This window comes from Intrasporangium zincisolvens, assembly GCF_034724055.1.
In the GTDB taxonomy this organism is placed as follows: Bacteria; Actinomycetota; Actinomycetes; order Actinomycetales; family Dermatophilaceae; genus Monashia; species Monashia zincisolvens.
In genome coordinates, this window is sequence record NZ_JAWIIL010000002.1 from 652954 (window position 1) to 672514 (window position 19561).

Genomic DNA, 19561 nt, shown 5'->3' on the forward strand with positions numbered 1-19561 from the left:
CCGTCCTGCCGTCGCCGCCCTGCGCACCCAGAGATACCTCCCGAGAACCGCCTGAGATCCCCGCCCCGATGCCTCGCCCCGCACCCTCGAAGAAGCCCTCGCTGCGCGTCGAGCGCGCCCTGCAGCGGTCGGGCCACCGGCTGCTCGCCGGAATGGACGAGGTGGGCCGGGGCGCCCTCGCCGGCCCGGTCAGCGTCGGCGTCGTCGTCATCGACGAGACGGTCCGCTCGGCCCCCATCGGCGTCAAGGACTCCAAGCTGCTCACCGAGAAGGCGCGCCACGGGCTCGTCCCGCGGATCCAGCGGTGGGCCGTCGCGCACGCCGTCGGGCACGCGACCGCCGACGAGATCGACGCCATCGGCATCATGGCCGCGCTGCGGCTCGCCGGCATCCGGGCGCTCGGTGCGCTGGACGTCGTGCCCGACCTCGTCATCCTCGACGGCAACCACGACTGGCTCACCGCGCCCGGCGAGGTGGGCCTGCTCGCCTTCGCCGGCGACGCCGCCGGCCCGTCGACGCCGCCGGTCACGACGATGATCAAGGCCGACATGAAGTGTTCCTCGGTCGCGGCCGCCAGCGTGCTGGCCAAGGTCGAGCGCGACACGATGATGGTCGGGTTCGCGCAGGCCCACCCGGAGTACGGCTGGGGACTGAACAAGGGCTACGCCGCCCCCGAGCACATGGACGCCCTGACGCGCCTCGGGCCGTGCGAGCTGCACCGACGCTCGTGGCGTCTGCCCGGGGTCGGCCCCGAGGCGGGGCCCGGGGTGTTGAATGAGGTGACGGACGCGTCGCTGCCGCCGCTGGTGGCCGACGAGGAGCAGGTGCGGCTGGCCGCGCACGAGCAGACAGGAACGGCGATCACGTGAGCTCGGAAGACCTCGAGAAGTACGAGACCGAGATGGAGCTGCAGCTCTACAAGGAGTACCGCGACGTCGTCGGCCTCTTCACGCACGTCGTCGAGACCGAGCGCCGCTTCTACCTGGCCAACTCCGTCGACGTGAAGGTGCGCACCGACGGCGGCGAGGTGTTCTTCGACGTGACGATGTCCGACGCGTGGGTCTGGGACATCTACCGGCCCGCACGGTTCGTCAAGAACGTGCGCGTCGTGACGTTCAAGGACGTCAACATCGAAGAGCTGCCCAAGCCCGACATCAAGCTCCCGGAGTCCGGCGACTTCTCCTGACGCGTCCCGGCGTCGGCAACGCCCGCGTCTCCGTCGGCCGGCGGTCCGTCCACATCCCCCCGACGCGGCGGCCGGTCGTCCACAGGCCGCCGGCCGCCCGTGGCCGGCGGGCGCCGCGCCGACGACGCTGGTCGGCATGGACCTCCCGACCCGCGTCCTCGGCGAGTACGGCGAGCGGCTCGCCGCGCGCTACCTCGCCGAGCACGGCCTGACCATCCTCGACCGCAACTGGCGCTGCGTCCGCGGTGAGATCGACATCGTCGCGGCCGACGCAGGCTGCCTCGTCGTGTGCGAGGTCAAGACCCGCACGAGCGAGGCCTACGGCGCCCCCTTCGAGGCGGTGACCTGGCGCAAGCAGCGCCGGCTGCGTCGGCTGGCGGTCCTGTGGCGCGACGCCCATCCGGAGCACCCGGTGGGCGGGCCGCTGCGCATCGACGTGGTGTCGATCCTGTGGGCGACCGGCGCGCGGCCGCGCCTGCAGCACCTGAAGGGAGTGTGCTGATGGGCCTCGGGCGCACCCGAGCGGTCGGGCTGCGTGGTGTGCGCGGCTACCTCGTCCGGGTCGAGGCTCACGTCGCCGCCGGGCTGCCCGGCTTCTCCATCAGCGGTCTCGGCGACTCCGCCATCGGGCAGTCCGCCAACCGCATCAAGGCCGCCGCCTCTCTCGTCGAGGAGATGCCGGTCAGCCAGCGGCGGGTCATCATCAACCTCTCGCCGGCCGGGGAACGCAAGGTCGGCACCGCGTTCGACCTCGCGATCTTCGTCGCGGTTGCAGCCGCCATGGGCAAGATCCCGGCTGAGGTCGTGCGCTCGGTCGTGCACATCGGCGAGGTCGGCCTCGACGGCACGGTGCGCCCGGTCCCCGGAGTGCTGCCGCTCGTGCACGCCGCCGCCCAGTCCGGGGCCAGGCACGTCGTCGTACCCGTGGCGAACGCGGCGGAGGCGCGGCTCGTCGCCGGCATCCACGTCCACCCGGCCGCCGAGGTCACCGAGCTCGTCCGGCGCTATGACGCCCTCCGGAAGGGGCGCCCCACCGAGGAGGTGGTGGTGCCGGAGTCGCCCACAGCCGTCGAGGAGGAGGTCAAGGACCTCCGCGACGTCGTCGGACAGGCCGAGGCCAAGCTCGCCCTCGAGATCGCCGCGGCCGGCGGCCACCACCTGCTGCTGGCGGGCCCGCCGGGGGCCGGCAAGACCATGCTGGCCGAGCGGCTCCCGGGCATCCTGCCCCCGCTCGACGGCATCGAGTCGATGGAGGTCACGGCCATCCACTCGGTCGTCGGCGGGTTCCACGACGGCGACGCCGGTGCGGCACGGCTCATCACGCGTCCGCCATTCGTGGCGCCGCACCACGGGGCCTCGCAGGCCGCGGTGATCGGCGGTGGCAGCGGGCGCATCCAGCCCGGTGCGATCACCCGGGCCCACCACGGCGTCCTGTTCCTCGACGAGACGCCCGAGTTCGACAAGCACGTGCTCCAGGCGCTGCGCACCCCGCTCGAGCGCGGCGTCGTCGCCATCGCCCGGGCCCACGACCACGTCGTCTTCCCGTCGCGGTTCCAGCTGGTCCTCGCGGCCAACCCGTGCCCGTGCGGCCACGGCTGGGGAAAGGGCCTCGACTGCACGTGCACCCCGATGGCCCGACGCGCGTACTTCGGCAAGATCAGCGGCCCGCTGCTCGACCGCGTCGACCTGCAGGTCCACGTCCAGCCGCCGGGGCTGTCGATGGTCGGGCAGCCGCCGGGGGAGCGCAGCGCCGCGGTCGCGGCCCGGGTCGCGGAGGCGCGGGCGGTGCAGCAGGCGCGCTGGGCCCCGCACCTGCCCGGGCGTGCGCTCAACGCCGATGTCCCGGGGTCGATGATGCGCGAGGGCCTCTGGCGCCTCCCGTCGTCGGTCACGGCCCGGCTCGACCGGGCCCTCGAGTCCGGCGGCGTCAGCCTGCGCGGCTACGACCGCACCCTGCGCTGTGCGTGGACGGTCGGCGACCTCGCCGGCCTGCAACGGCCCGGCGGCGACGAGGTCGAGCTGGCGCTGTCGCTGCGGCGGCAGGCGGTGGCGGCCGCATGAGCGCCACCACAGGCCCCGAGCACGGAGCCGGTGCCGACGAGACGGCGCGAGCGTCCGACGTCGGAGCGGTCGGTGGCGGTCTCCGGCTCGTACGGGGCCCATCCGGTACGGGGTCGCCCGCGGACAGTCCTCGCGTCGCCGACGACGTCCGCCGGGCCCGAGCGGCGCTCTCGCGCGTCGTCGAGCCACGCGACGTCGAAGTGGCCGCGCTGCTGCAGGAGGTCGGCCCGCTCGAGACGATCGACCGCATCCGCTGTGGGCACGGAACCCTCGCCCGGTTCGCTGCGCGGGTGCGCGCCCTCCACGTCGACCGCGACCTCGAGGTCGCCGCCAAGGTCGGTGCCCGCGTCCTCGTGCCCGGCGACCCGGAGTGGCCGGACACCCTCGAGGACCTCCCCGTCCCACCGTGGTGCGTCTGGGTCGTCGGTCGGCTCGACCTCGTCGACACGACGCGGAGGTCGGTCGCCGTCGTCGGGGCGCGAGCCGCCACGACGTACGGCGAGCACGTGACCACCGACCTCGCGGCCGGCCTGGCGCGGCGGCAGTGGACCGTCGTCTCCGGAGCCGCCCTCGGCATCGACGCGGCAGCCCACCGCGGCGCGCTCGCCGTCGACGGCACGACCGTGGCCGTGGTCGCGGGCGGTGTCGACCGCCCCTATCCGGCGGCCAACGCGACCCTGCTCCGCCGGATCGCCGAGGTGGGGCTCGTCGTGTCCGAGGCGGCACCGGGAGCGGCGCCGATGAAGGCGCGGTTCCTCTCGCGCAACCGGCTCATCGCCGCGCTCACCCGAGGCACGATCGTCGTCGAGGCCGACCTCCGGTCCGGGTCACGCAACACGGTCACCCACGCGACGGGGCTGTCCCGGCCGGTCGGTGCGGTTCCCGGGCCGGTCACCTCGATGATGTCGGCCGGCTGTCACCAGGAGATCCGCGACCAGAAGGCCGTCCTCGTCACCAGCGTCGACGAGGTCATCGACCTCGTGGGCGACATCGGCGACGACGCGTGCGAGGAGCCCCGCGCCGCCGACACCGTCGTCGACCGGCTGCCGGCCGAGGACCGCGCGGTGCTCGAGGCCGTGCCGTTCCGGCGGCCGGTGCCCCTCGACGTCATCGCCCGTGACGCTGCACGCCCGCCCCTGGTCGTCCGGGCCGCCCTGGCCCGGCTCGAGCAGGCCCGGCTCGTCATCGCCGACTCCGGCACGTGGCGCAAGGCCCCGAGCCCGCGCCGCAGACCTACCTCCACAGCCGGCTCCTCGACCCCGCCACTGCTGCCGTCGACCACCCCGACGCTGCCGCTCGAGTGAGCCCCTGCCCGCTCCCTCCCTTCGTCGAATGAGCACTGCGCCCCACCAGCCCCACGCGGCTCGCCCCGTGGCGCCCGACCGCCGTCCGCATGCTCCCTCCCTTCGTCGAGTGAGCACTGCGCCCCACCAGCCCCACGACCACCGGTCCCGTCGCGCAGGAAGGGGAACGCGAGTCACTTGCGGTGTGCGCGCGGATACGTCATGGTGCGGGAGTGACGGGTGTGACGATCGCGAACGCGTCGGGCGACGCGGGCTTCGTCGTGCCCTCCACGCCGACGGACAGTGCGCCCCCCGAGCCCGGCCCATCGGTCCAGGAGCTGCACGGCGAGGTGCTCCACGCCTTCTCCCGGCACCTCGGCGCCGAGCGAGGGCGCTCGGTCCACACGCGTCGCGCCTACCTCGGCGACGTCCGGCACCTGCTGACCTTCGCGGCGGCCCGAGGGGTCACCGACGTCGCCGACCTGCGCATCGGCGACCTGCGAGGCTGGCTCGGGGAGCAGGCCGACTCCGGCGCGGCCCGGGCCACGATCGCGCGCCGGGCCGCCGCCGCCCGGACCTTCCTGCGGTGGGCCGAGCACACCGGCCGCATCCCGACCGACCCGTCCGTCCGGCTCGTCGCGCCCAAGCGGTCGTCGCCGCTGCCCGGGGTGCTCAAGCAGGGTGAGGCCAGCGAGCTGCTCACCCTCGCTGCCACCCGGGCCGACGACGACGACCCGATCCACGTCCGCGACCGCGCCGTCCTCGAGCTGCTCTACGCCACCGGCATCCGGGTCGGAGAGCTCGCGGCCCTCGACATCGACGACCTCGACCTCGGGCAGGGCACGGTGCGGGTCATGGGCAAGGGTGCCAAGGAGCGCATCGTCCCCTTCGGGGCACCCGCAGGCCGTGCCGTGGAGGCCTGGCTCGGGGTGCGGTCCCGGCTCGTGGGGGAGCACGCGGGCGCCGCTCTGTTCCTCGGGCGTCGCGGGCGCCGTGTCGACGCCCGCCAGGTGCGCACCGTCGTCCACGAGCTGCTCTCGCACCTGCCCGACGCCCCCGACCTCGGTCCGCACGGTCTGCGGCACAGCGCGGCCACCCACCTGCTCGAGGGTGGGGCCGACCTGCGCATGGTGCAGGAGATCCTCGGGCACGCGAGCCTCGCCACGACGCAGATCTACACCCACGTGTCGGTCGACCGCCTCCGTCGCAGCTACGAACAGGCCCACCCCCGAGCCTGACTCGTCTGTTGCCGCCGCGTCAGCCGAGCGGGAGCAGCACGATCGGCGCCCGGCCGACGAACGCGAGCGGGTCGAGGTACTGCCGCCCGCGCAGCACGCCCCAGTGCAGGCACGTGGCCGGTGCGCAGTGTCCCGGCAGGGCGGTCACGGCGCCCACCGGGCCACCGCGTGCGACGGCCGCACCGACCGGCACGGTGGCCGTGACGGGTTCGAAGGTGCTGCGCAACCCGCCCGGGTGCGTCACGACGACGACGCCGCGCCCGGCGAGCACGCCGGCCCACGTCACGGTCCCGGACTCGGGGGAGCGGACCTGCTGCCCGACGGCCGACGCCAGGTCGACGCCGCGGTGTCCCGCGCCCCAGGGCTGGTCGGGCGGGTCGAAGCCGCGCTCGACGTGCGGCTCGGGGTCGAGCGGCCAAGCCCATGAGGCCTGAACGCCCGATGCGGACGAACGGCCCTGCAGTGCAGGGGGACCCGGGGGTTCAAGCGACGTGCCGGCAGCGGCGCCGACGCCGAGCACCGCGCTCGTGACGAGCGCGGTCAGTCCGGATCCGAGGGCCATGGACCCATCGTGCGTGCGCCGGTGTCTTGGCCGTACGTGTGCCGGCGACGCTGTGGACGGGCAGCCCCGGCCAGGCCGGGATGTGGACAGTCGCACGACGGCGCGGCGGCGTCAGCCGTGGGGTTGGGTGCTCACTCGAGGGAGGGACTCGGTGGGGCTGGTGGGGTTCGGTGCTCACTCGACGGGACGGTCAGGCGGGGGAGAAGGGAGTCGCCGGTGAGCGGTGGCCCGCAGCGGCGAGGCGGCGGCTCGCCTCGCGCAGCACCTCGTCCTTCTTGCAGAAGGCGAACCTGATCAGGGTCCGGGCAGCGTCGGGGTCGTCGTGGAAGACCGACACCGGCACGCCGACGACGCCGGCGAGGTCGGGCAGGCGCCGCGCGAACTCGAGCCCGTCGGTGGCGCCGAGCGGTGCCGCGTCGGCGATGACGAAGTACGTCCCGCTCGGGCGGGCCACCTGCAGGCCGGACTCGACGAGCGCCGAGCAGAGCAGGTCGCGCTTGGCCTGCAGCGACTCGCGCAGCGAGGCGTACACCTCGTCGCCCAGCCCGAGGGCGACCGCGACGGCCGGCTGGAACGGTCCCGAGGCGACGAAGGTGAGGAACTGCTTGACGGTGCGCGCGGCCGTGACGGCCTCGGCCGGGCCGGTCAGCCAGCCGACCTTCCAGCCGGTGGCCGAGAAGGTCTTGCCGGCCGAGCTGATCGTGATGGTCCGCTCGGCCATGCCGGGAAGCGTCGCCACCGGCACGTGCTCGGCGTCGTCGAAGACGAGGTGCTCGTACACCTCGTCGGTGACGACCCACGCGTCGTGCTCGCGCGCGAGCGAGGCGATGAGCTCGAGCTCGGCGCGGGTGAAGACCTTGCCGGTCGGGTTGTGCGGCGTGTTGAGCAGCACGAGCCGGGTGCGTGAGGAGAACGCCGCCCGCAGCGATGCCTCGTCGACGGCGAAGTCGGGGAAGCGCAGCACCGACGTGCGACGCGTCGCCCCGGCGAGCGCGATCGTCGCCGCGTAGGAGTCGTAGTACGGCTCGAAGGTGACGACCTCGTCGCCGGGCTCGCACAGCGCCAGCACGACGGCCGCGATCGCCTCGGTGGCCCCGGCGGTGACGAGCACCTCCGACGCCGGGTCGACGTGCAGGCCGTAGAACCGCTCCTGGTGCGCGGCGACGGCCTCGAGCAGCTCGGGCACGCCGGGGCCCGGCGGGTACTGGTTGCGCCCGGCGTCGATGGCCGCCTTGGCGGCCTCGAGCATCTCGCGCGGGCCGTCGGTGTCGGGGAAGCCCTGGCCGAGGTTGATGGCGCCGGTGCGCGTGGCGAGCGCCGACATCTCCGCGAAGATCGTCGTGCCGAACGGGGTCATGCGGGAGATCAGCGGCGAGCCCATGGAGCGACACTACCCAGCGCCGGCGGCGCGCTCCGGCCCGACGTGGCGGCGAGCGGCGCTCGCGCTCGACCCCGCGTCAGGAGCCGAGGCCGCACCCGGTGATGCGGTACAGCGTGTAGTCGCCGACCGTGCGCACCTTGGCGACGCTCCGGTTGGCGTCGAGGTCCTCCAGGCCGGAGCTGCGCTCGGGCCGGTCGAGCCAGTAGACGTGCGGCGAGCCGATGGCCCAGCGGATGTCGTGCCGCGCCAGGGCCGCGCAGACGTCGGGCCGGTGCTCGAGGTCGTTGAACCCGGTGCCGATGACGATCTCGTCGCCCGTCGTCGGGATCGGCAGCGAGCGGTAGAGGGTGTTCGTGCCGAAGAGCGCGTACATCAGCGGTGTGCCGTTCTCGGGCCGCCCGACGACGCCCTGTCCGGCCGGGATGTCGGCGGCGAGCTGGCGCAGGGAGTCCTGGGCCTCGAAGGAGAGGATGACGCGTCGGGCCTCGCCGGGCAGGAAGAACCCGGTCAGCATCGAGCTGCGGGTCGAGCCGTTCCACACGACGGTGAGCAGCGGCAGCAGCGCCAGGGCGACGACCGACGCCACGAGCGGCCGCGCGCGCACCGCCGGCACACGCAGCAGGAGGGCGCGCAGTGCCGGGGCCGCCGCCGCGACGAGCACGACCCCGGGCACGGCAGCGAGCGAGGCGAGCCGGACCTTGTCGTTGTACCAGTAGCCGGTGATGAGCGCGGTCCACGACGCCGTCGACGACGCCGCCATGACGTAGAGCGCCACGGCCGCGAGCCACATGGCCACGACGGGGATCGCGGCGCGGGCCCGCAGCACGATCCACCCGATGCCGAGCGCGATGAGCAGCAGCAGCCCCCAGAGCACGACGGTGATCTGCAGCCGGCCGCCGACGACCTCGACGAGGGCGGTCCACACCGACACCTGCCCGGTCCACTCGTAGGACTGCGTCGAGGCCAGGCGCGCCGACACCGTCGGCGCCGCGACGAGCCCGGCCACGCCGACGATCGCGACGACGGCGAGGTCGCGGGCGACCTTCCACCACGGCGTGTGCCCCAGCCAGCCGGCCCGCAGCCGCGCGGTGACGAACCAGACGAGCGCGAAGACGACGAGCGCCACGAGCGCGTTGGGCTGCACGAGCGCCAGCCCGGGCAGTGCCGCGGCGAACCCGAGCCACTGCCCGACGCGTCGGGACCGGGCTGCCTGCAGCATGAGCGCGAGGGCGCCGGGCGTCAGGGAGTTGGCCATGAGGTTGGGCCAGAGCACGCCCCAGCCGAGCAGGATCGTCGGGAAGGAGATGAACGCGGCCGAGGCGAAGCCGGACGCGTAGGTGACCAGCCGCGAGGTGCCGAGCGCGTGGCGCACGAGGGCGACGCAGCCGAGCGGCCACACGATCGCGGCGAGCACGACCGTCGCGACGTTGGTGCCGGGCAGCACCTGCTGCCCGCCCCACGGCAGCAGCCCGGTGGCGATCCAGGAGTGGAAGCCGTTGGGGTAGAACGTCGGGTTGGCGATGGAGAAGTTGCCGGTCTCGAGGAAGAGCCGGATGCGGTCGAGGTGGTAGACGGCGTCGGGGCTGTCGACGAGCTCGTCGGGGCGGCCGATCGCGGGCAGGATCGTCGCGAGCGACACGGCGACGCCGATGAGGACGGCGACGACGGCATCGGGGTTCGGCCGGCCGAGGACGCGGCGGGCGGCCCCGACCTCGGGCTCGGGGCGGCGCACCCGGTGCAGCACGCGTCGGGCCACGACGGCGACGAGCCAGGCGAGGCCGGCGGACGCCACGGTGACGGCGAGCAGCAGCCCCAGACCCCATCGCAGGCCGACGCGCTGGGCCACGGTGGCGGCGGTCGCGACGATGCCGACCGACACCGCAGGGGCCACCGCGAGGGCCTCCATGCCACGCGTGCCGAGGGCACGGACGACGAGCCAGCCGGGCACGACGAGGACGGCGGTGAGGACGACGAAGACCGGGATCGTCTGGAACCAGCTGTCCCAGCCCGTCGAGTACTGCATGGCCGCCATTCTCGCCCGTCGACGCGATTTCCCCGCAACCCGGGTCAGGCCGTACGATTGACGGCGGTCACGTGTGCGTGCACGCGCGACCGAATTCGCGCGTCTTCGACCGGGCCCCGCGCCCGGGACACGTCACGGCAGTCCCGACCTCGTCGGGCGGGACGGGTCAAGGCGCCAGGAGCGTGGCCCGCCAGGGCCGGGGAGACCCGGCCGGACGCGACGCCGCCGGACAACTGACAACAAACACACAAGGGAGAACACGGCATGGCCGTCGTCACCATGCGCCAGCTCCTCGAGAGCGGCGTCCACTTCGGGCACCAGACCCGTCGCTGGAACCCGAAGATGAAGCGCTTCATCATGACCGAGCGCAACGGCATCTACATCATCGACCTCCAGCAGTCGCTGACGTACATCAACAACGCGTACGACTTCGTCAAGGAGACCGTCGCCCACGGCGGCACCATCCTCTTCGTCGGTACGAAGAAGCAGGCCCAGGAGCCCATCGCCGAGCAGGCGACGCGCGTCGGCATGCCGTACGTCAACCACCGTTGGCTCGGTGGCATGCTCACCAACTTCCAGACGGTCTCCAAGCGCCTCACGCGCCTCAAGGAGCTCGAGGAGATCAACTTCGACGACGTGGCCGGTTCGGGCCGCACGAAGAAGGAGCTCCTCGTCCTCAAGCGCGAGAAGGACAAGCTCGAGAAGACCCTCGGCGGCATCCGCTCCATGGCCAAGGTCCCCTCGGCCGTGTGGATCGTCGACACGAAGAAGGAGCACCTCGCCGTCGACGAGGCCCGCAAGCTCGGCCTGCCGGTCATCGCGATCCTCGACACGAACTGCGACCCCGACGAGGTCGACTACAAGATCCCGGGCAACGACGACGCGATCCGCTCCGTCACGCTGCTGACGCGCGTCGTCGCCGACGCCGTCGCCGACGGTCTCGTCCAGCGCTCCTCCGGCAAGTCCGGTGGCGACGCCCAGGCCGAGGAGCCCCTGGCCGAGTGGGAGCGCGAGCTCTACGCCGACGCCGCTGCCACCGAGGCCACCGACGCTCCTGCCGAGGCTCCGGTCGAGACCCCGTCCCCCGAGGTCGCCGCCGAGATCGCGGTCGACGCGCCCGCCGAGGCCCCCGCCGCCGAGGCTGCTCCGGCCGAGCAGGCCTGAGCCTGCCGGTCCGCGTACCAGTCGAATCCACTGACGAAAAGAGCGATACAGAGCATGGCGAACTACACCGCCGCTGACATCAAGGCCCTGCGCGAGCAGACCGGCGCCGGAATGATGGACGTCAAGAAGGCGCTCGACGAGGCCGACGGCGACCGCGCCAAGGCCGTCGAGGTCCTGCGCGTCAAGGGCCTCAAGGGTGTGACGAAGCGTGAGGGTCGTACGGCCTCCAACGGTCTCGTCACCGCGAAGGCGACCGACGGCGTCGGCACCCTCGTCGAGGTCCTCTGCGAGACCGACTTCGTCGCGAAGGGCGAGAAGTTCATCGCCCTGGCCGACCAGGTCCTCGAGCAGGCCATCGCCTCGAAGGCCGGCAGCGCCGAGGAGCTCCTCGCGAGCTCGACGCCCGACGGCCGCACCGTCCAGCAGCTGCTCGACGACGCGAACGCGACGATCGGCGAGAAGATCGAGATCAAGCGCGTCGCCCGCGTCGAGGGTGCGAACGTCGCCGCCTACCTCCACAAGACGAGCCCCGACCTGCCCGCGCAGATCGGTGTCCTCGTGGCGATCGAGGGTGGCGACGACCAGGTCGGTCGCGACGTCGCGATGCACGTCGCGGCGTTCAGCCCGACGGTGCTCACGCGTGACGAGGTCGCGGCCGAGACGGTCGAGAACGAGCGTCGCGTCGCCGAGGCCACGGCCCGCGAGGAGGGCAAGCCCGAGGCTGCCCTTCCCCGCATCATCGAGGGTCGCGTCAACGGCTTCTTCAAGGAGAACGTCCTGCTCGAGCAGCCGTTCGCCAAGGACGCCAAGAAGTCCGTCGGCAAGGTCCTCGAGGAGGCCGGCGCCACCGCGACGTCCTTCGCCCGCTTCCGCGTGGGTCAGTGACGTCCTGCTGACGCCTCTCGCGTAGCACCACGTGCCACGACCGATGCCGGTCGCCCCTCGGGGCGGCCGGCATCGTCGCGTTTCCCGCCCACTCGGAGGAGGAGCCCCGATGACCAGCGCCGCCACCCCTGCCTCGCCCGTCGTCACCGCAGTCGCCGACGACGGTCCGCTGACCGTGTCGATCACCCGCCGGGTCGCGCCCGAGGATGAGCTGCTCATGCAGGCGTGGGTGCACGCCGGCACGTCGATGGCCGAGCGGTTCGAGGGCTTCCTCGGGGCGGGGTGGGTGCGCTCGGGCACCGAGGACTGGCACATGCTCTACCGGTTCGACTCGCGCGAGCACCTGCAGACGTGGGAGCGCTCGCCCGAGCGCATGCGGTGGCTGCGCTCGGCGGCCGACCTCGTCGAGCACCGGCGCACGGAGTACCGCACGGGCATCGAGGGCTGGTTCGACGAGCCGGCGACGTCGTCGGTGCACGAGGCGGGCCAGGGCGCCCCGGCGGCGCCGCCGCGGTGGAAGCAGGCGAGCGTCATCTGGATCGCGTTCTTCCCGACGAGCCTGGCGCTGACCTACCTGCTCTCGCCCTTCAGCGGGGGCTGGCCGGCCGCCGTCCGCGTCCTCGTGACAACCCTCGTCGCGACGCCGTGGATGACCTACGTCCTGCTGCCGTTCGTGACCCGGCTCTTCGGGCGGTGGCTCAAGGACGCCTGAGAGCCCCGGGTCCGGGCGCGTCCGGATCCGCTTGTGAGGCAAGCCTTCTGTCTCCGAGGTCACAGCCGCGCTGTCTGCTGGCTCACAGCCGACGGCATACCCTCCGGGGTACCGTCGAGGCATGACCACCACCATGAGGTCACTCGTGGTTCTGGGAGCGGGCACGGCCGGCACCATGGTCGTGAACAAGCTGAGGCACCGCCTCCCCACCAGCGAGTGGCGTATCACCGTCGTCGACAAGGACGACCTCCACGACTACCAGCCGGGCTACCTCTTCCTGCCCTTCGGGCTCATCGAGCCCGACCAGGTCAGGCGCAGCCGGCACGCCCTGATCACGGACGGCGTCGAGCTCGTCTTCGGTGACGTCGACCGCATCGACCCGCAGATCCGCGAGGTCTCCCTCGTCGACGGGCGCACGCTCGGCTACGACGAGCTCGTCATCGCCTCGGGCACGACGCCGCGTCCGGACCAGACGCCGGGGATGCTCGGCCCCGAGTGGCACCGCAGCGTCGGCGAGTTCTACACGTACGAGGGCGCCACGGCGCTGCGTGAGTCGCTCGCCTCCTTCGGGGGCGGACGCCTGGTCGTGCACGTGACGGAGATGCCGATCAAGTGCCCCGTGGCCCCGCTCGAGTTCACGTTCCTCGCCGATGACTTCCTGCGCCGCCGCGGTCTGCGTGACCGCACCGAGATCGTCTTCGTCACGCCGCTCGACGGGGCCTTCACCAAGCCGGTCGCGAGCCGCGAGCTCGGTCACCTGCTCGCCGACAAGGGCATCACGGTCGAGACGGACTTCATGGTCGAGCACGTCGACCAGGAGCGCCGGGTCCTCGTCTCCTACGACGAGCGCGAGGTCTCCTACGACCAGCTCGTGACGATCCCGCTCAACATGGGCGCCGACTTCGTCGCGCGGTCGGGCCTGGGGGACGAGCTGAACTACGTCCCCGTCGACAAGCACACGAGCCAGTCCACCGAGCACCCGTCGATCTTCGTGCTCGGGGACGCGAGCAACATCCCGACGTCGAAGGCCGGCTCGGTCGCGCACTTCTCGGTCGAGGTCTTCGTCGAGAACTTCCTCGAGCACGTCACGGGCCGCCCCATGAGCCACAGCTTCGACGGGCACGCCAACTGCTTCGTCGAGTCCGGTGGCGGCAAGGCCATGCTCCTCGACTTCAACTACGACACCGAGCCCCTGACCGGTACGTTCCCGCTGCCGCGCCTCGGCCCGATGACCCTGCTCAAGGAGTCGCGCGCCAACCACATCGGCAAGCTCGCGTTCCGCCACATCTACTGGAACCTCCTGCTCCCCGGACGACCTCTCGGCCTGCCCGCGCAGATGTCGATGGCGGGGAAGGTCCCCGCTCCCGCGAGCGCTTGAAAGGAGCGTCACCATGCCCACCACGACGATCGCCGGCCATGCCGTCGAGGTCAACGACGAGGGCTTCCTCACCCACCCGGACCAGTGGTCGGACGACCTCGGTGTCGAGCTCGGCCGCCTCATCGGGATCGAGCTGACCGACGAACACTGGAAACTCGTGCACTTCCTGCGTGACGACTTCGCCCGCCAGGGCGAGACGGCGACCCTGCGCCGGGTCAGTACGCAGACCGGAACCCCCGTCAAGTCCCTCTTCGAGCTCTTCCCCGGCAAGCCCGCCAAGAAGATGGCCTACGTCGCGGGCCTGCCGAAGCCGAAGGGATGTGTGTGATGACCACCCAGACCACCCAGACCACCGAGACCGCACCGCTCGTGCCGTCGTTCGACGCGCCGGAGTCGCAGGGCCGCAAGCTCGCGATCATCTGCAGCAAGGGCAACCTCGACATGGCCTACCCGGGCCTGATCCTCGCGAACGCCGCGCTCGGTGAAGGCGTCGAGACGCACCTGTTCTTCACCTTCTGGGGCTTCGACATGATCAACAAGAAGACGTCCGGCGACCTGAAGTTCACGATGCTCGGCAACACCGCCACGCACATGCCCCAGGGCCTCGGCGGCATCCCGGGCATGACGCACCTGGCCACCTCGCAGATGAAGAAGGCCATCGCCGACCTCGACGTCCCCGAGGTCCCGGAGTTCCTCGACCAGATCGTCGCCTCGGGGGGCCACATGTGGGCCTGCCGGATGTCGGCCGACATGCAGCACCTGGGCGAGAAGGACCTGCGTGACGACGTCGAGGGCATCATCTCGGCCTCGGACTTCATCGAGCTGACGGAGGGCGCGCAGCTGCTCTTCATCTGAGCCACCGTGGTGGGTGGGAGTGCCCGGCCGGGCCGGTGTGGGCCCGGCCGGGTTTCACAGGATCTCCACACGTCGCACCCTCGCCGCCCGCGCGCCCACTCCTAGGCTCGGGGACATGAACCAGGGGAGTGCGGCACCGCCGGCCGGACAGGCGACGCTGCTCGTCGTCGAGGACGACGTCACGATCAACCAGGCCCTCACGGACCGTCTTGTGGCAGAGGGCTTCCGGGTGATCCAGTCCTACGACGGGCCGAGCGCCGTGGCCCAGCACGACGAGCACCGGCCCGACCTCGTGCTCCTCGACCTCATGCTGCCCGGCTTCGACGGCCTCGAGGTGTGCCGCCGCATCCAGGCCGAGCGGCCCGTGCCCGTCATCATGCTCACGGCCCGCGCCGACGAGACCGACATGCTCGTCGGGCTCGGCGTCGGCGCCGACGACTACGTCACCAAGCCCTTCCGGATGCGTGAGGTCGTCGCCCGCATCCGCACCCTGCTGCGCCGCGTGGAGCGGGCCCGCGAGCTGGCGAGCGCGCAGCCGGAGCTGCTCGTGCTCGGCGCGCTCGCCGTGGACCGCGGGGCCCGACGCGTCACCGTCGAGGGCGCCGACGTGCACCTGACGCCGCTCGAGTTCGACCTGCTCCTCGCGCTGTGGGCTGAACCGGGCGTGGTCCGCACCCGCGACGAGCTGATGCGCGAGGTGTGGGGCTGGGCCGACGCCGGCCGCACCCGCACGCTCGACAGCCACGTCAAGGCGCTGCGGGCCAAGATCGGCGGCGACCGCGTCCGCACCGTCCACGGCGTCGGGTACGCGCTCGGGACGGACGCGTCGTGAGCGTTCCCGCGACACCGACCCCCGACGCGCAGCCCAGGTCGCACCTCAACACCGAGCGCCCGCTCGACGGCGTCCGTTCGGTCAAGGCCAAGCTGGGCCTGCTCGTCGGCGCCAGCATCGTCGCGGCCATCGTCGTGGCCGAGATCGGCGACCGGGCGGGCGTGCCGGGCTGGCTCACCGTGCCGGTCACCGTGGCCGCGGCCCTCGGCGTCACCCAGTGGCTGGCCCGCGGCATGACCTCGCCGCTGCGCGAGATGACCGACGCGGCGGCCCGGATGGCCACCGGCGACTACTCCCGACGCGTCACCGCCACGTCGTCGGACGAGGTGGGCACCCTGGCGCAGGCGTTCAACACCATGGCGAGCGACCTCGCCTCGGCCGACCAGCAGCGGCGCCAGCTCGTCGCCACGGTGTCGCACGAGCTGCGCACGCCGCTCGCGGCCCAGCAGGCCCTGCTCGAGAACCTCGTCGACGGCGTCGTCCGCCCCGACGACGCGGTCCTGCGCACGGCGCTCGCGCAGGCCGAGCGGCTCGGTTCGCTCGTCGGTGACCTGCTCGACCTCAGCCGCGTCGACGGGGGAGCCGACCGCCTCACCCTCGCCCCCGTGGGCGTCGCCGACCTCGTCGAGCGAGCCGTGGGGGAGGCGCGGGTCGGCGCGTCCGGTGCGTCCGGCGCGTCCGGCGCCGTCCGCAGCTCCCGCGGCGTGCGGCACGTCGTGTCGGTCGAGCCGGCCGACCTCGCCGTCACCGCCGACCCGGCCCGCCTCGCCCAGGTGCTCGCCAACCTCCTCGACAACGCCGCCCGGCACAGTCCCGTCGACGGGACCGTGACGGTCAGCGCGGGCCGGGAGGGAGCGGACCGCTGGTGGCTCGAGGTCGCCGACGAGGGCCCCGGCATCCCGCCCGAGCGCGCGGAACGCGTCTTCGACCGTTTCGGCTCGGGCGACGACGCCGGCGGCGGCACCGGCATCGGCCTGGCCATCGCCAGCTGGGTGTGCGAGCTGCACGGCGGGTCGATCCAGGCCCTGCCCGCCGAGCCCGGCCGCCCGGGTGCCCGCGTGCGCGCCGTCCTGCCGTGCCGGCCCGGGGCCGGAGAACTCGTCCCGTCACCGGCGCCAGCCCCAGCCGCGTCCTCGGTCGGGTTCCCGGCCGCACCGTCGGATCCACCGTCAGCCGCACGTACGACCCCGCCGAAGGAGACCGTCATGTCGACCGCGTCCAGCCCGACCCCGGCCGGAGCCACGGGTGCGTCACCGCTGCCGACCCCGCCGTCGTCACCCCACCCGTCGTCACCCCACCCTTCGTCACCCCACCCGTCGACGCGGCCGGTGACGCTGCCCGGGCCGCTCGTCGACACGATCTTCGGTGACCTCTGGCCGGAGTCCGGACTGCGCCCGCAAACGCGTCTGCTGCTCACCGCGCTCGGTGTCGGGATCCTGTCGGCCGTGCTCCTGCCGTACCGGAACCTGGGGGTCGCGCTCTTCGTGGTCCTCGCGGTCGGTGGCGTCGTGCTGTGGCGCACGACCGAGCGACGCCGCAGCCGGTGGACGCTCGCGTCCGCGGCCGTGTGCATCGCGCTCGCCTCGATCGCCGTGCTGCGGGCCGCCCCCTGGCTCACGGTGCTCGCCGTGCTCGTCGGGCTCGTGGTCACCGCCACGGCGCTGACCGGGGCCCGGGGTCTGCCCTCGATCGTCGCCGGGGTCCTGTCGGGACCGCTCGCGGCCCTGCGCGGCCTGCCCCTGCTCGGGCGGACCGTCGCGGCCACGAGCCGCGTCACCATCGTGTGGCCGGTCGTGCGCACGGCCGCCGTGTCGCTCGTCGCCCTCGTCGTGTTCGGTGGGCTCTTCGCCTCGGGCGACGCGATCTTCGGCTCGTGGGCCAGCCACCTCGTGCCGCAGCTGGCGTGGGACAGCCTCATCTTCCGGTTCTTCGTCGGCTTCGTCATGGGCGGGGCCCTGCTCGCCGCCACCTACGTCGCCCTGAACCCGCCGCGTGTCGAGCGCGTCGTCCTGCCGGAGGCGCGCCCCGTCACCCGCGCCTGGGAGTGGGTCGTACCGGTCGGGATGGTCGTCGTCGTGTTCGTCGCCTTCGTCGTGGCGCAGGCGGCGGCGCTCTTCGGCGGCCACGACTACGTGCAGCGCACCACCGGCCTGACCTACGCCGACTACGTGCACCAGGGCTTCGGGCAGCTCACAGCCGCAACGCTGCTGACGCTCGCCACCATCGCCCTGACCCTGCGCAAGGCCCCCCGCGACGGCGCCCGCGACCGCCTCGTGCTGCGCGTCGTGCTCGGTGCCCTGTGCGCCCTGACGCTCGTCGTCGTCGGGTCGGCCCTGCACCGGATGGACCTCTACCAGCAGGCCTACGGCTTCACCGTGCTGCGGCTGCTCGTCGTCGGGTTCGAGCTGCTCCTCGGGCTGCTGGTCGTGCTCGTCATGGTCGCCGGCGTCCGGCTCGAGGGCTGGTGGCTACCGCGGGCCGCCCTCATGGCGGTGGCCGGGTTCGTCCTCGTCGGCGGGCTCCTCAACCCGGAGGCGTGGGTGGCCCAGCGCAACATCGACCGCTACGCCGCGTCCGGCGAGCTCGACGTCGCCTACCTGTCGACGCTGGGCGCCGACGCCGCCCCGACGATCGTCGCCGGGCTGCCGCGTGCCGTCGCGATCTGCGCCGTGGCGCCCGACCCCACCTCGGGCGACGACGCCCTGGCGTGGAACCTCGGACGGGCGCGGGCCGCCGCGCTCGGCGTCGTACCGCCCAGCGCCGCCGAAGCGGACCGGTGCGCCACCCTGCGGACGACGGGCCTGACCCGCTGAGGCAGGATGGCCGGGTGCGTCGTGACATCGCCGGGCGCTTCGAGCTCGACCCCGCCCTGACCCACCTCAACCACGGCGCGTTCGGCGCGGTGCCCCGGTCGGTGCGCGAGGCGCAGGACCGGGCCCGCACCCGCATCGAGGGCGCGCCGATGCGCGCGTTCCGCGACGACCTGCCGGACGCGCTGTCCGCCGCCCGACGCGAGGCGGCCGCCTTCATCGGGGTCTCGCACGACTCGACGGCACTCGTCCGCAACGTCACCGAGGCCGTCGGCGTCGTGCTCCAGGGCCTCGGCGTCGGGCCCGGCGACGACGTCGTCGTCAGCAACCACGGCTACCTCACGGCCGGCTGGTCGGCCGAGGCGCGCGGTGCGACCCTGCGCACGGCGTCGTTCCCCGTGGAGGCCGGCCCGGCCGACGTCGTCGCCGCCTTCTCGGCGGCGGTCACCGAGCGCACCCGGCTCGTCGTCATCGACCAGATCACCTCGCCCACCGCGCTCGTGCTCCCTGTCGCCGAGGTCGCCGCAGCCGTGGCACCGGTACCCGTCCTCGTCGACGCCGCGCACGTGCCCGGCGCCCTGCCCGGCCTCGACGTCGAGGCCCTCGGCGTCGCCTTCTGGGCGGGAAACCTCCACAAGTGGGCCTACACCCCGCGGGCGGCGGCGACGCTCTGGGCCGCTCCGGAGCACCGCGAGCGGCTGCGCCCGCTCGTGACCTCGTGGAGCCACGGCCTGCCCTACCCGGAGCGCTTCGACCTGCAGGGCACGGTCGACCACTCCGCGTGGGTCGCGGTGCCCGACGGCCTCGCCGCGTGGCGCGACCTCGGCGGCTGGGACCAGGTCGCCTGCAACGCGGAGCTGCTGCTGCGCGGTGCCGCCCACGTCCGAGGCGTCCTCGGCTCCGCCGCGCCGCACGGCGGCCTGCCGGCGGCGCCGTGCCTGCACCTGGTCGCCCTGCCCGACGGCATCGCGTCGACGACCGAGGACGCCGAGGCCCTGTGGCAGCGGCTCCACGCCGCCGGTTTCGTCGTGCCGCCAGTCGCGTTCGAGGGGCGCGGCTACCTGCGACTCGCGGCCGCGCCGTACAACGACGAGGACGACTACGTCCGGCTCGCGCAGGCGCTCCCGGGCGTGCTCGGCGTCTGAGGACCGGGCCCGCGCCTCCGGGGCTCGATGCAGTCGATCGGCACGG

General features: G+C 73.3%; 18 protein-coding genes. 15 read left to right on the plus strand and 3 right to left on the minus strand.

All coding sequences use genetic code 11. The annotated features are described in order from the left end of the window. Positions 1–68: 68 nt before the first annotated feature. The 6 genes from RY076_RS07355 to RY076_RS07380 all read left to right on the plus strand — a co-directional run bounded on the left by RY076_RS07355 (position 69) and on the right by RY076_RS07380 (position 5768). Positions 69–869: a ribonuclease HII gene (locus RY076_RS07355; protein WP_323096949.1), complete on the plus strand. Its 801-nt coding sequence runs from the start codon at positions 69–71 to the stop codon at positions 867–869. After that, complete coding sequence (locus tag RY076_RS07360) at positions 866–1186, plus strand: DUF2469 domain-containing protein (RefSeq protein ID WP_076259797.1); 321 nt, start codon at positions 866–868, stop codon at positions 1184–1186. Before RY076_RS07355 ends, RY076_RS07360 begins: the two co-directional genes overlap by 4 nt. Positions 1187–1322: 136 nt before the next feature. Then, on the plus strand, positions 1323–1688 hold the full coding sequence (locus RY076_RS07365; protein ID WP_323096950.1) for a YraN family protein: 366 nt from the start codon (positions 1323–1325) through the stop codon (positions 1686–1688). Next, positions 1688–3247 carry a YifB family Mg chelatase-like AAA ATPase gene (locus RY076_RS07370; RefSeq protein WP_323096951.1) on the plus strand — a complete coding sequence of 520 codons (1560 nt, stop codon included), beginning with the start codon at positions 1688–1690 and terminating at the stop codon, positions 3245–3247. The genes RY076_RS07365 and RY076_RS07370 overlap by 1 nt, the downstream gene beginning before the upstream one ends. After that, complete coding sequence (dprA, locus tag RY076_RS07375) at positions 3244–4551, plus strand: DNA-processing protein DprA (protein WP_323096952.1); 1308 nt, start codon at positions 3244–3246, stop codon at positions 4549–4551. Before RY076_RS07370 ends, dprA begins: the two co-directional genes overlap by 4 nt. A gap of 317 nt (positions 4552–4868) precedes the next feature. Further along, entirely contained in the window at positions 4869–5768 is a 900-nt protein-coding gene (locus RY076_RS07380; RefSeq protein WP_323097198.1) for a tyrosine recombinase XerC, read from the plus strand. Between the two features lie 19 nt (positions 5769–5787). On the opposite strand, the gene RY076_RS07385 is transcribed toward RY076_RS07380, so the two are convergent. The 3 genes from RY076_RS07385 to RY076_RS07395 all read right to left on the minus strand — a co-directional run bounded on the left by RY076_RS07385 (position 5788) and on the right by RY076_RS07395 (position 9734). Then, positions 5788–6330, minus strand: coding sequence for a murein hydrolase activator EnvC family protein (locus RY076_RS07385; RefSeq protein WP_323096953.1), 543 nt, complete (start codon positions 6328–6330; stop codon positions 5788–5790). 190 nt (positions 6331–6520) lie between these two features. Next, complete coding sequence (locus RY076_RS07390) at positions 6521–7711, minus strand: pyridoxal phosphate-dependent aminotransferase (RefSeq protein WP_323096954.1); 1191 nt, start codon at positions 7709–7711, stop codon at positions 6521–6523. Positions 7712–7787: 76 nt separating this feature from the next. After that, positions 7788–9734 carry a DUF6541 family protein gene (locus RY076_RS07395; protein WP_323096955.1) on the minus strand — a complete coding sequence of 649 codons (1947 nt, stop codon included), beginning with the start codon at positions 9732–9734 and terminating at the stop codon, positions 7788–7790. Positions 9735–9998: 264 nt separating this feature from the next. Between RY076_RS07395 and rpsB the strand changes: the two genes are divergently transcribed. From rpsB to RY076_RS07440, 9 genes are all read left to right on the plus strand, one after another. Next, positions 9999–10898: a 30S ribosomal protein S2 gene (gene rpsB, locus RY076_RS07400; RefSeq protein WP_323096956.1), complete on the plus strand. Its 900-nt coding sequence runs from the start codon at positions 9999–10001 to the stop codon at positions 10896–10898. 54 nt (positions 10899–10952) lie between these two features. Continuing rightward, entirely contained in the window at positions 10953–11783 is an 831-nt protein-coding gene (tsf, locus tag RY076_RS07405; protein WP_323096957.1) for a translation elongation factor Ts, read from the plus strand. A 109-nt stretch (positions 11784–11892) separates the two neighbouring features. Then, positions 11893–12495 (plus strand): antibiotic biosynthesis monooxygenase, encoded by a 603-nt coding sequence (locus RY076_RS07410; RefSeq protein WP_323096958.1) that lies wholly within the window; start codon positions 11893–11895, stop codon positions 12493–12495. A 121-nt stretch (positions 12496–12616) separates the two neighbouring features. Beyond that, a complete protein-coding gene (gene sqr, locus RY076_RS07415) occupies positions 12617–13873 on the plus strand; it encodes a type III sulfide quinone reductase, selenoprotein subtype (protein WP_323096959.1) in 1257 nt (418 codons plus the stop codon). 13 nt (positions 13874–13886) lie between these two features. Next, positions 13887–14201 (plus strand): TusE/DsrC/DsvC family sulfur relay protein, encoded by a 315-nt coding sequence (locus RY076_RS07420; RefSeq protein ID WP_323096960.1) that lies wholly within the window; start codon positions 13887–13889, stop codon positions 14199–14201. Continuing rightward, a complete protein-coding gene (locus tag RY076_RS07425) occupies positions 14201–14728 on the plus strand; it encodes a DsrE/DsrF/DrsH-like family protein (protein ID WP_323096961.1) in 528 nt (175 codons plus the stop codon). Before RY076_RS07420 ends, RY076_RS07425 begins: the two co-directional genes overlap by 1 nt. A 115-nt stretch (positions 14729–14843) precedes the next feature. Further along, complete coding sequence (locus RY076_RS07430) at positions 14844–15560, plus strand: response regulator transcription factor (protein ID WP_323096962.1); 717 nt, start codon at positions 14844–14846, stop codon at positions 15558–15560. Further along, positions 15557–18373: a DUF4153 domain-containing protein gene (locus tag RY076_RS07435; protein ID WP_323096963.1), complete on the plus strand. Its 2817-nt coding sequence runs from the start codon at positions 15557–15559 to the stop codon at positions 18371–18373. The genes RY076_RS07430 and RY076_RS07435 overlap by 4 nt, the downstream gene beginning before the upstream one ends. A 14-nt stretch (positions 18374–18387) precedes the next feature. Further along, positions 18388–19515 carry an aminotransferase class V-fold PLP-dependent enzyme gene (locus RY076_RS07440; RefSeq protein WP_323096964.1) on the plus strand — a complete coding sequence of 376 codons (1128 nt, stop codon included), beginning with the start codon at positions 18388–18390 and terminating at the stop codon, positions 19513–19515. The last annotated feature ends 46 nt before the right edge of the window (positions 19516–19561 follow it).

Excerpts from the sequence above, each read along its gene's own strand:
- RY076_RS07355 (WP_323096949.1), top strand. The coding sequence starts at position 69 with ATGCCTCGCCCCGCACCCTCGAAGAAGCCCTCGCTGCGCGTCGAGCGC.
- RY076_RS07365 (WP_323096950.1), top strand. The coding sequence starts at position 1,323 with ATGGACCTCCCGACCCGCGTCCTCGGCGAGTACGGCGAGCGGCTCGCC.
- RY076_RS07370 (WP_323096951.1), top strand. The coding sequence starts at position 1,688 with ATGGGCCTCGGGCGCACCCGAGCGGTCGGGCTGCGTGGTGTGCGCGGC.
- dprA (WP_323096952.1), top strand. The coding sequence starts at position 3,244 with ATGAGCGCCACCACAGGCCCCGAGCACGGAGCCGGTGCCGACGAGACG.
- RY076_RS07385 (WP_323096953.1), bottom strand. The coding sequence starts at position 6,330 with ATGGCCCTCGGATCCGGACTGACCGCGCTCGTCACGAGCGCGGTGCTC.
- RY076_RS07390 (WP_323096954.1), bottom strand. The coding sequence starts at position 7,711 with ATGGGCTCGCCGCTGATCTCCCGCATGACCCCGTTCGGCACGACGATC.
- RY076_RS07395 (WP_323096955.1), bottom strand. The coding sequence starts at position 9,734 with ATGCAGTACTCGACGGGCTGGGACAGCTGGTTCCAGACGATCCCGGTC.
- rpsB (WP_323096956.1), top strand. The coding sequence starts at position 9,999 with ATGGCCGTCGTCACCATGCGCCAGCTCCTCGAGAGCGGCGTCCACTTC.
- tsf (WP_323096957.1), top strand. The coding sequence starts at position 10,953 with ATGGCGAACTACACCGCCGCTGACATCAAGGCCCTGCGCGAGCAGACC.
- RY076_RS07410 (WP_323096958.1), top strand. The coding sequence starts at position 11,893 with ATGACCAGCGCCGCCACCCCTGCCTCGCCCGTCGTCACCGCAGTCGCC.
- sqr (WP_323096959.1), top strand. The coding sequence starts at position 12,617 with ATGACCACCACCATGAGGTCACTCGTGGTTCTGGGAGCGGGCACGGCC.
- RY076_RS07420 (WP_323096960.1), top strand. The coding sequence starts at position 13,887 with ATGCCCACCACGACGATCGCCGGCCATGCCGTCGAGGTCAACGACGAG.
- RY076_RS07425 (WP_323096961.1), top strand. The coding sequence starts at position 14,201 with ATGACCACCCAGACCACCCAGACCACCGAGACCGCACCGCTCGTGCCG.
- RY076_RS07430 (WP_323096962.1), top strand. The coding sequence starts at position 14,844 with ATGAACCAGGGGAGTGCGGCACCGCCGGCCGGACAGGCGACGCTGCTC.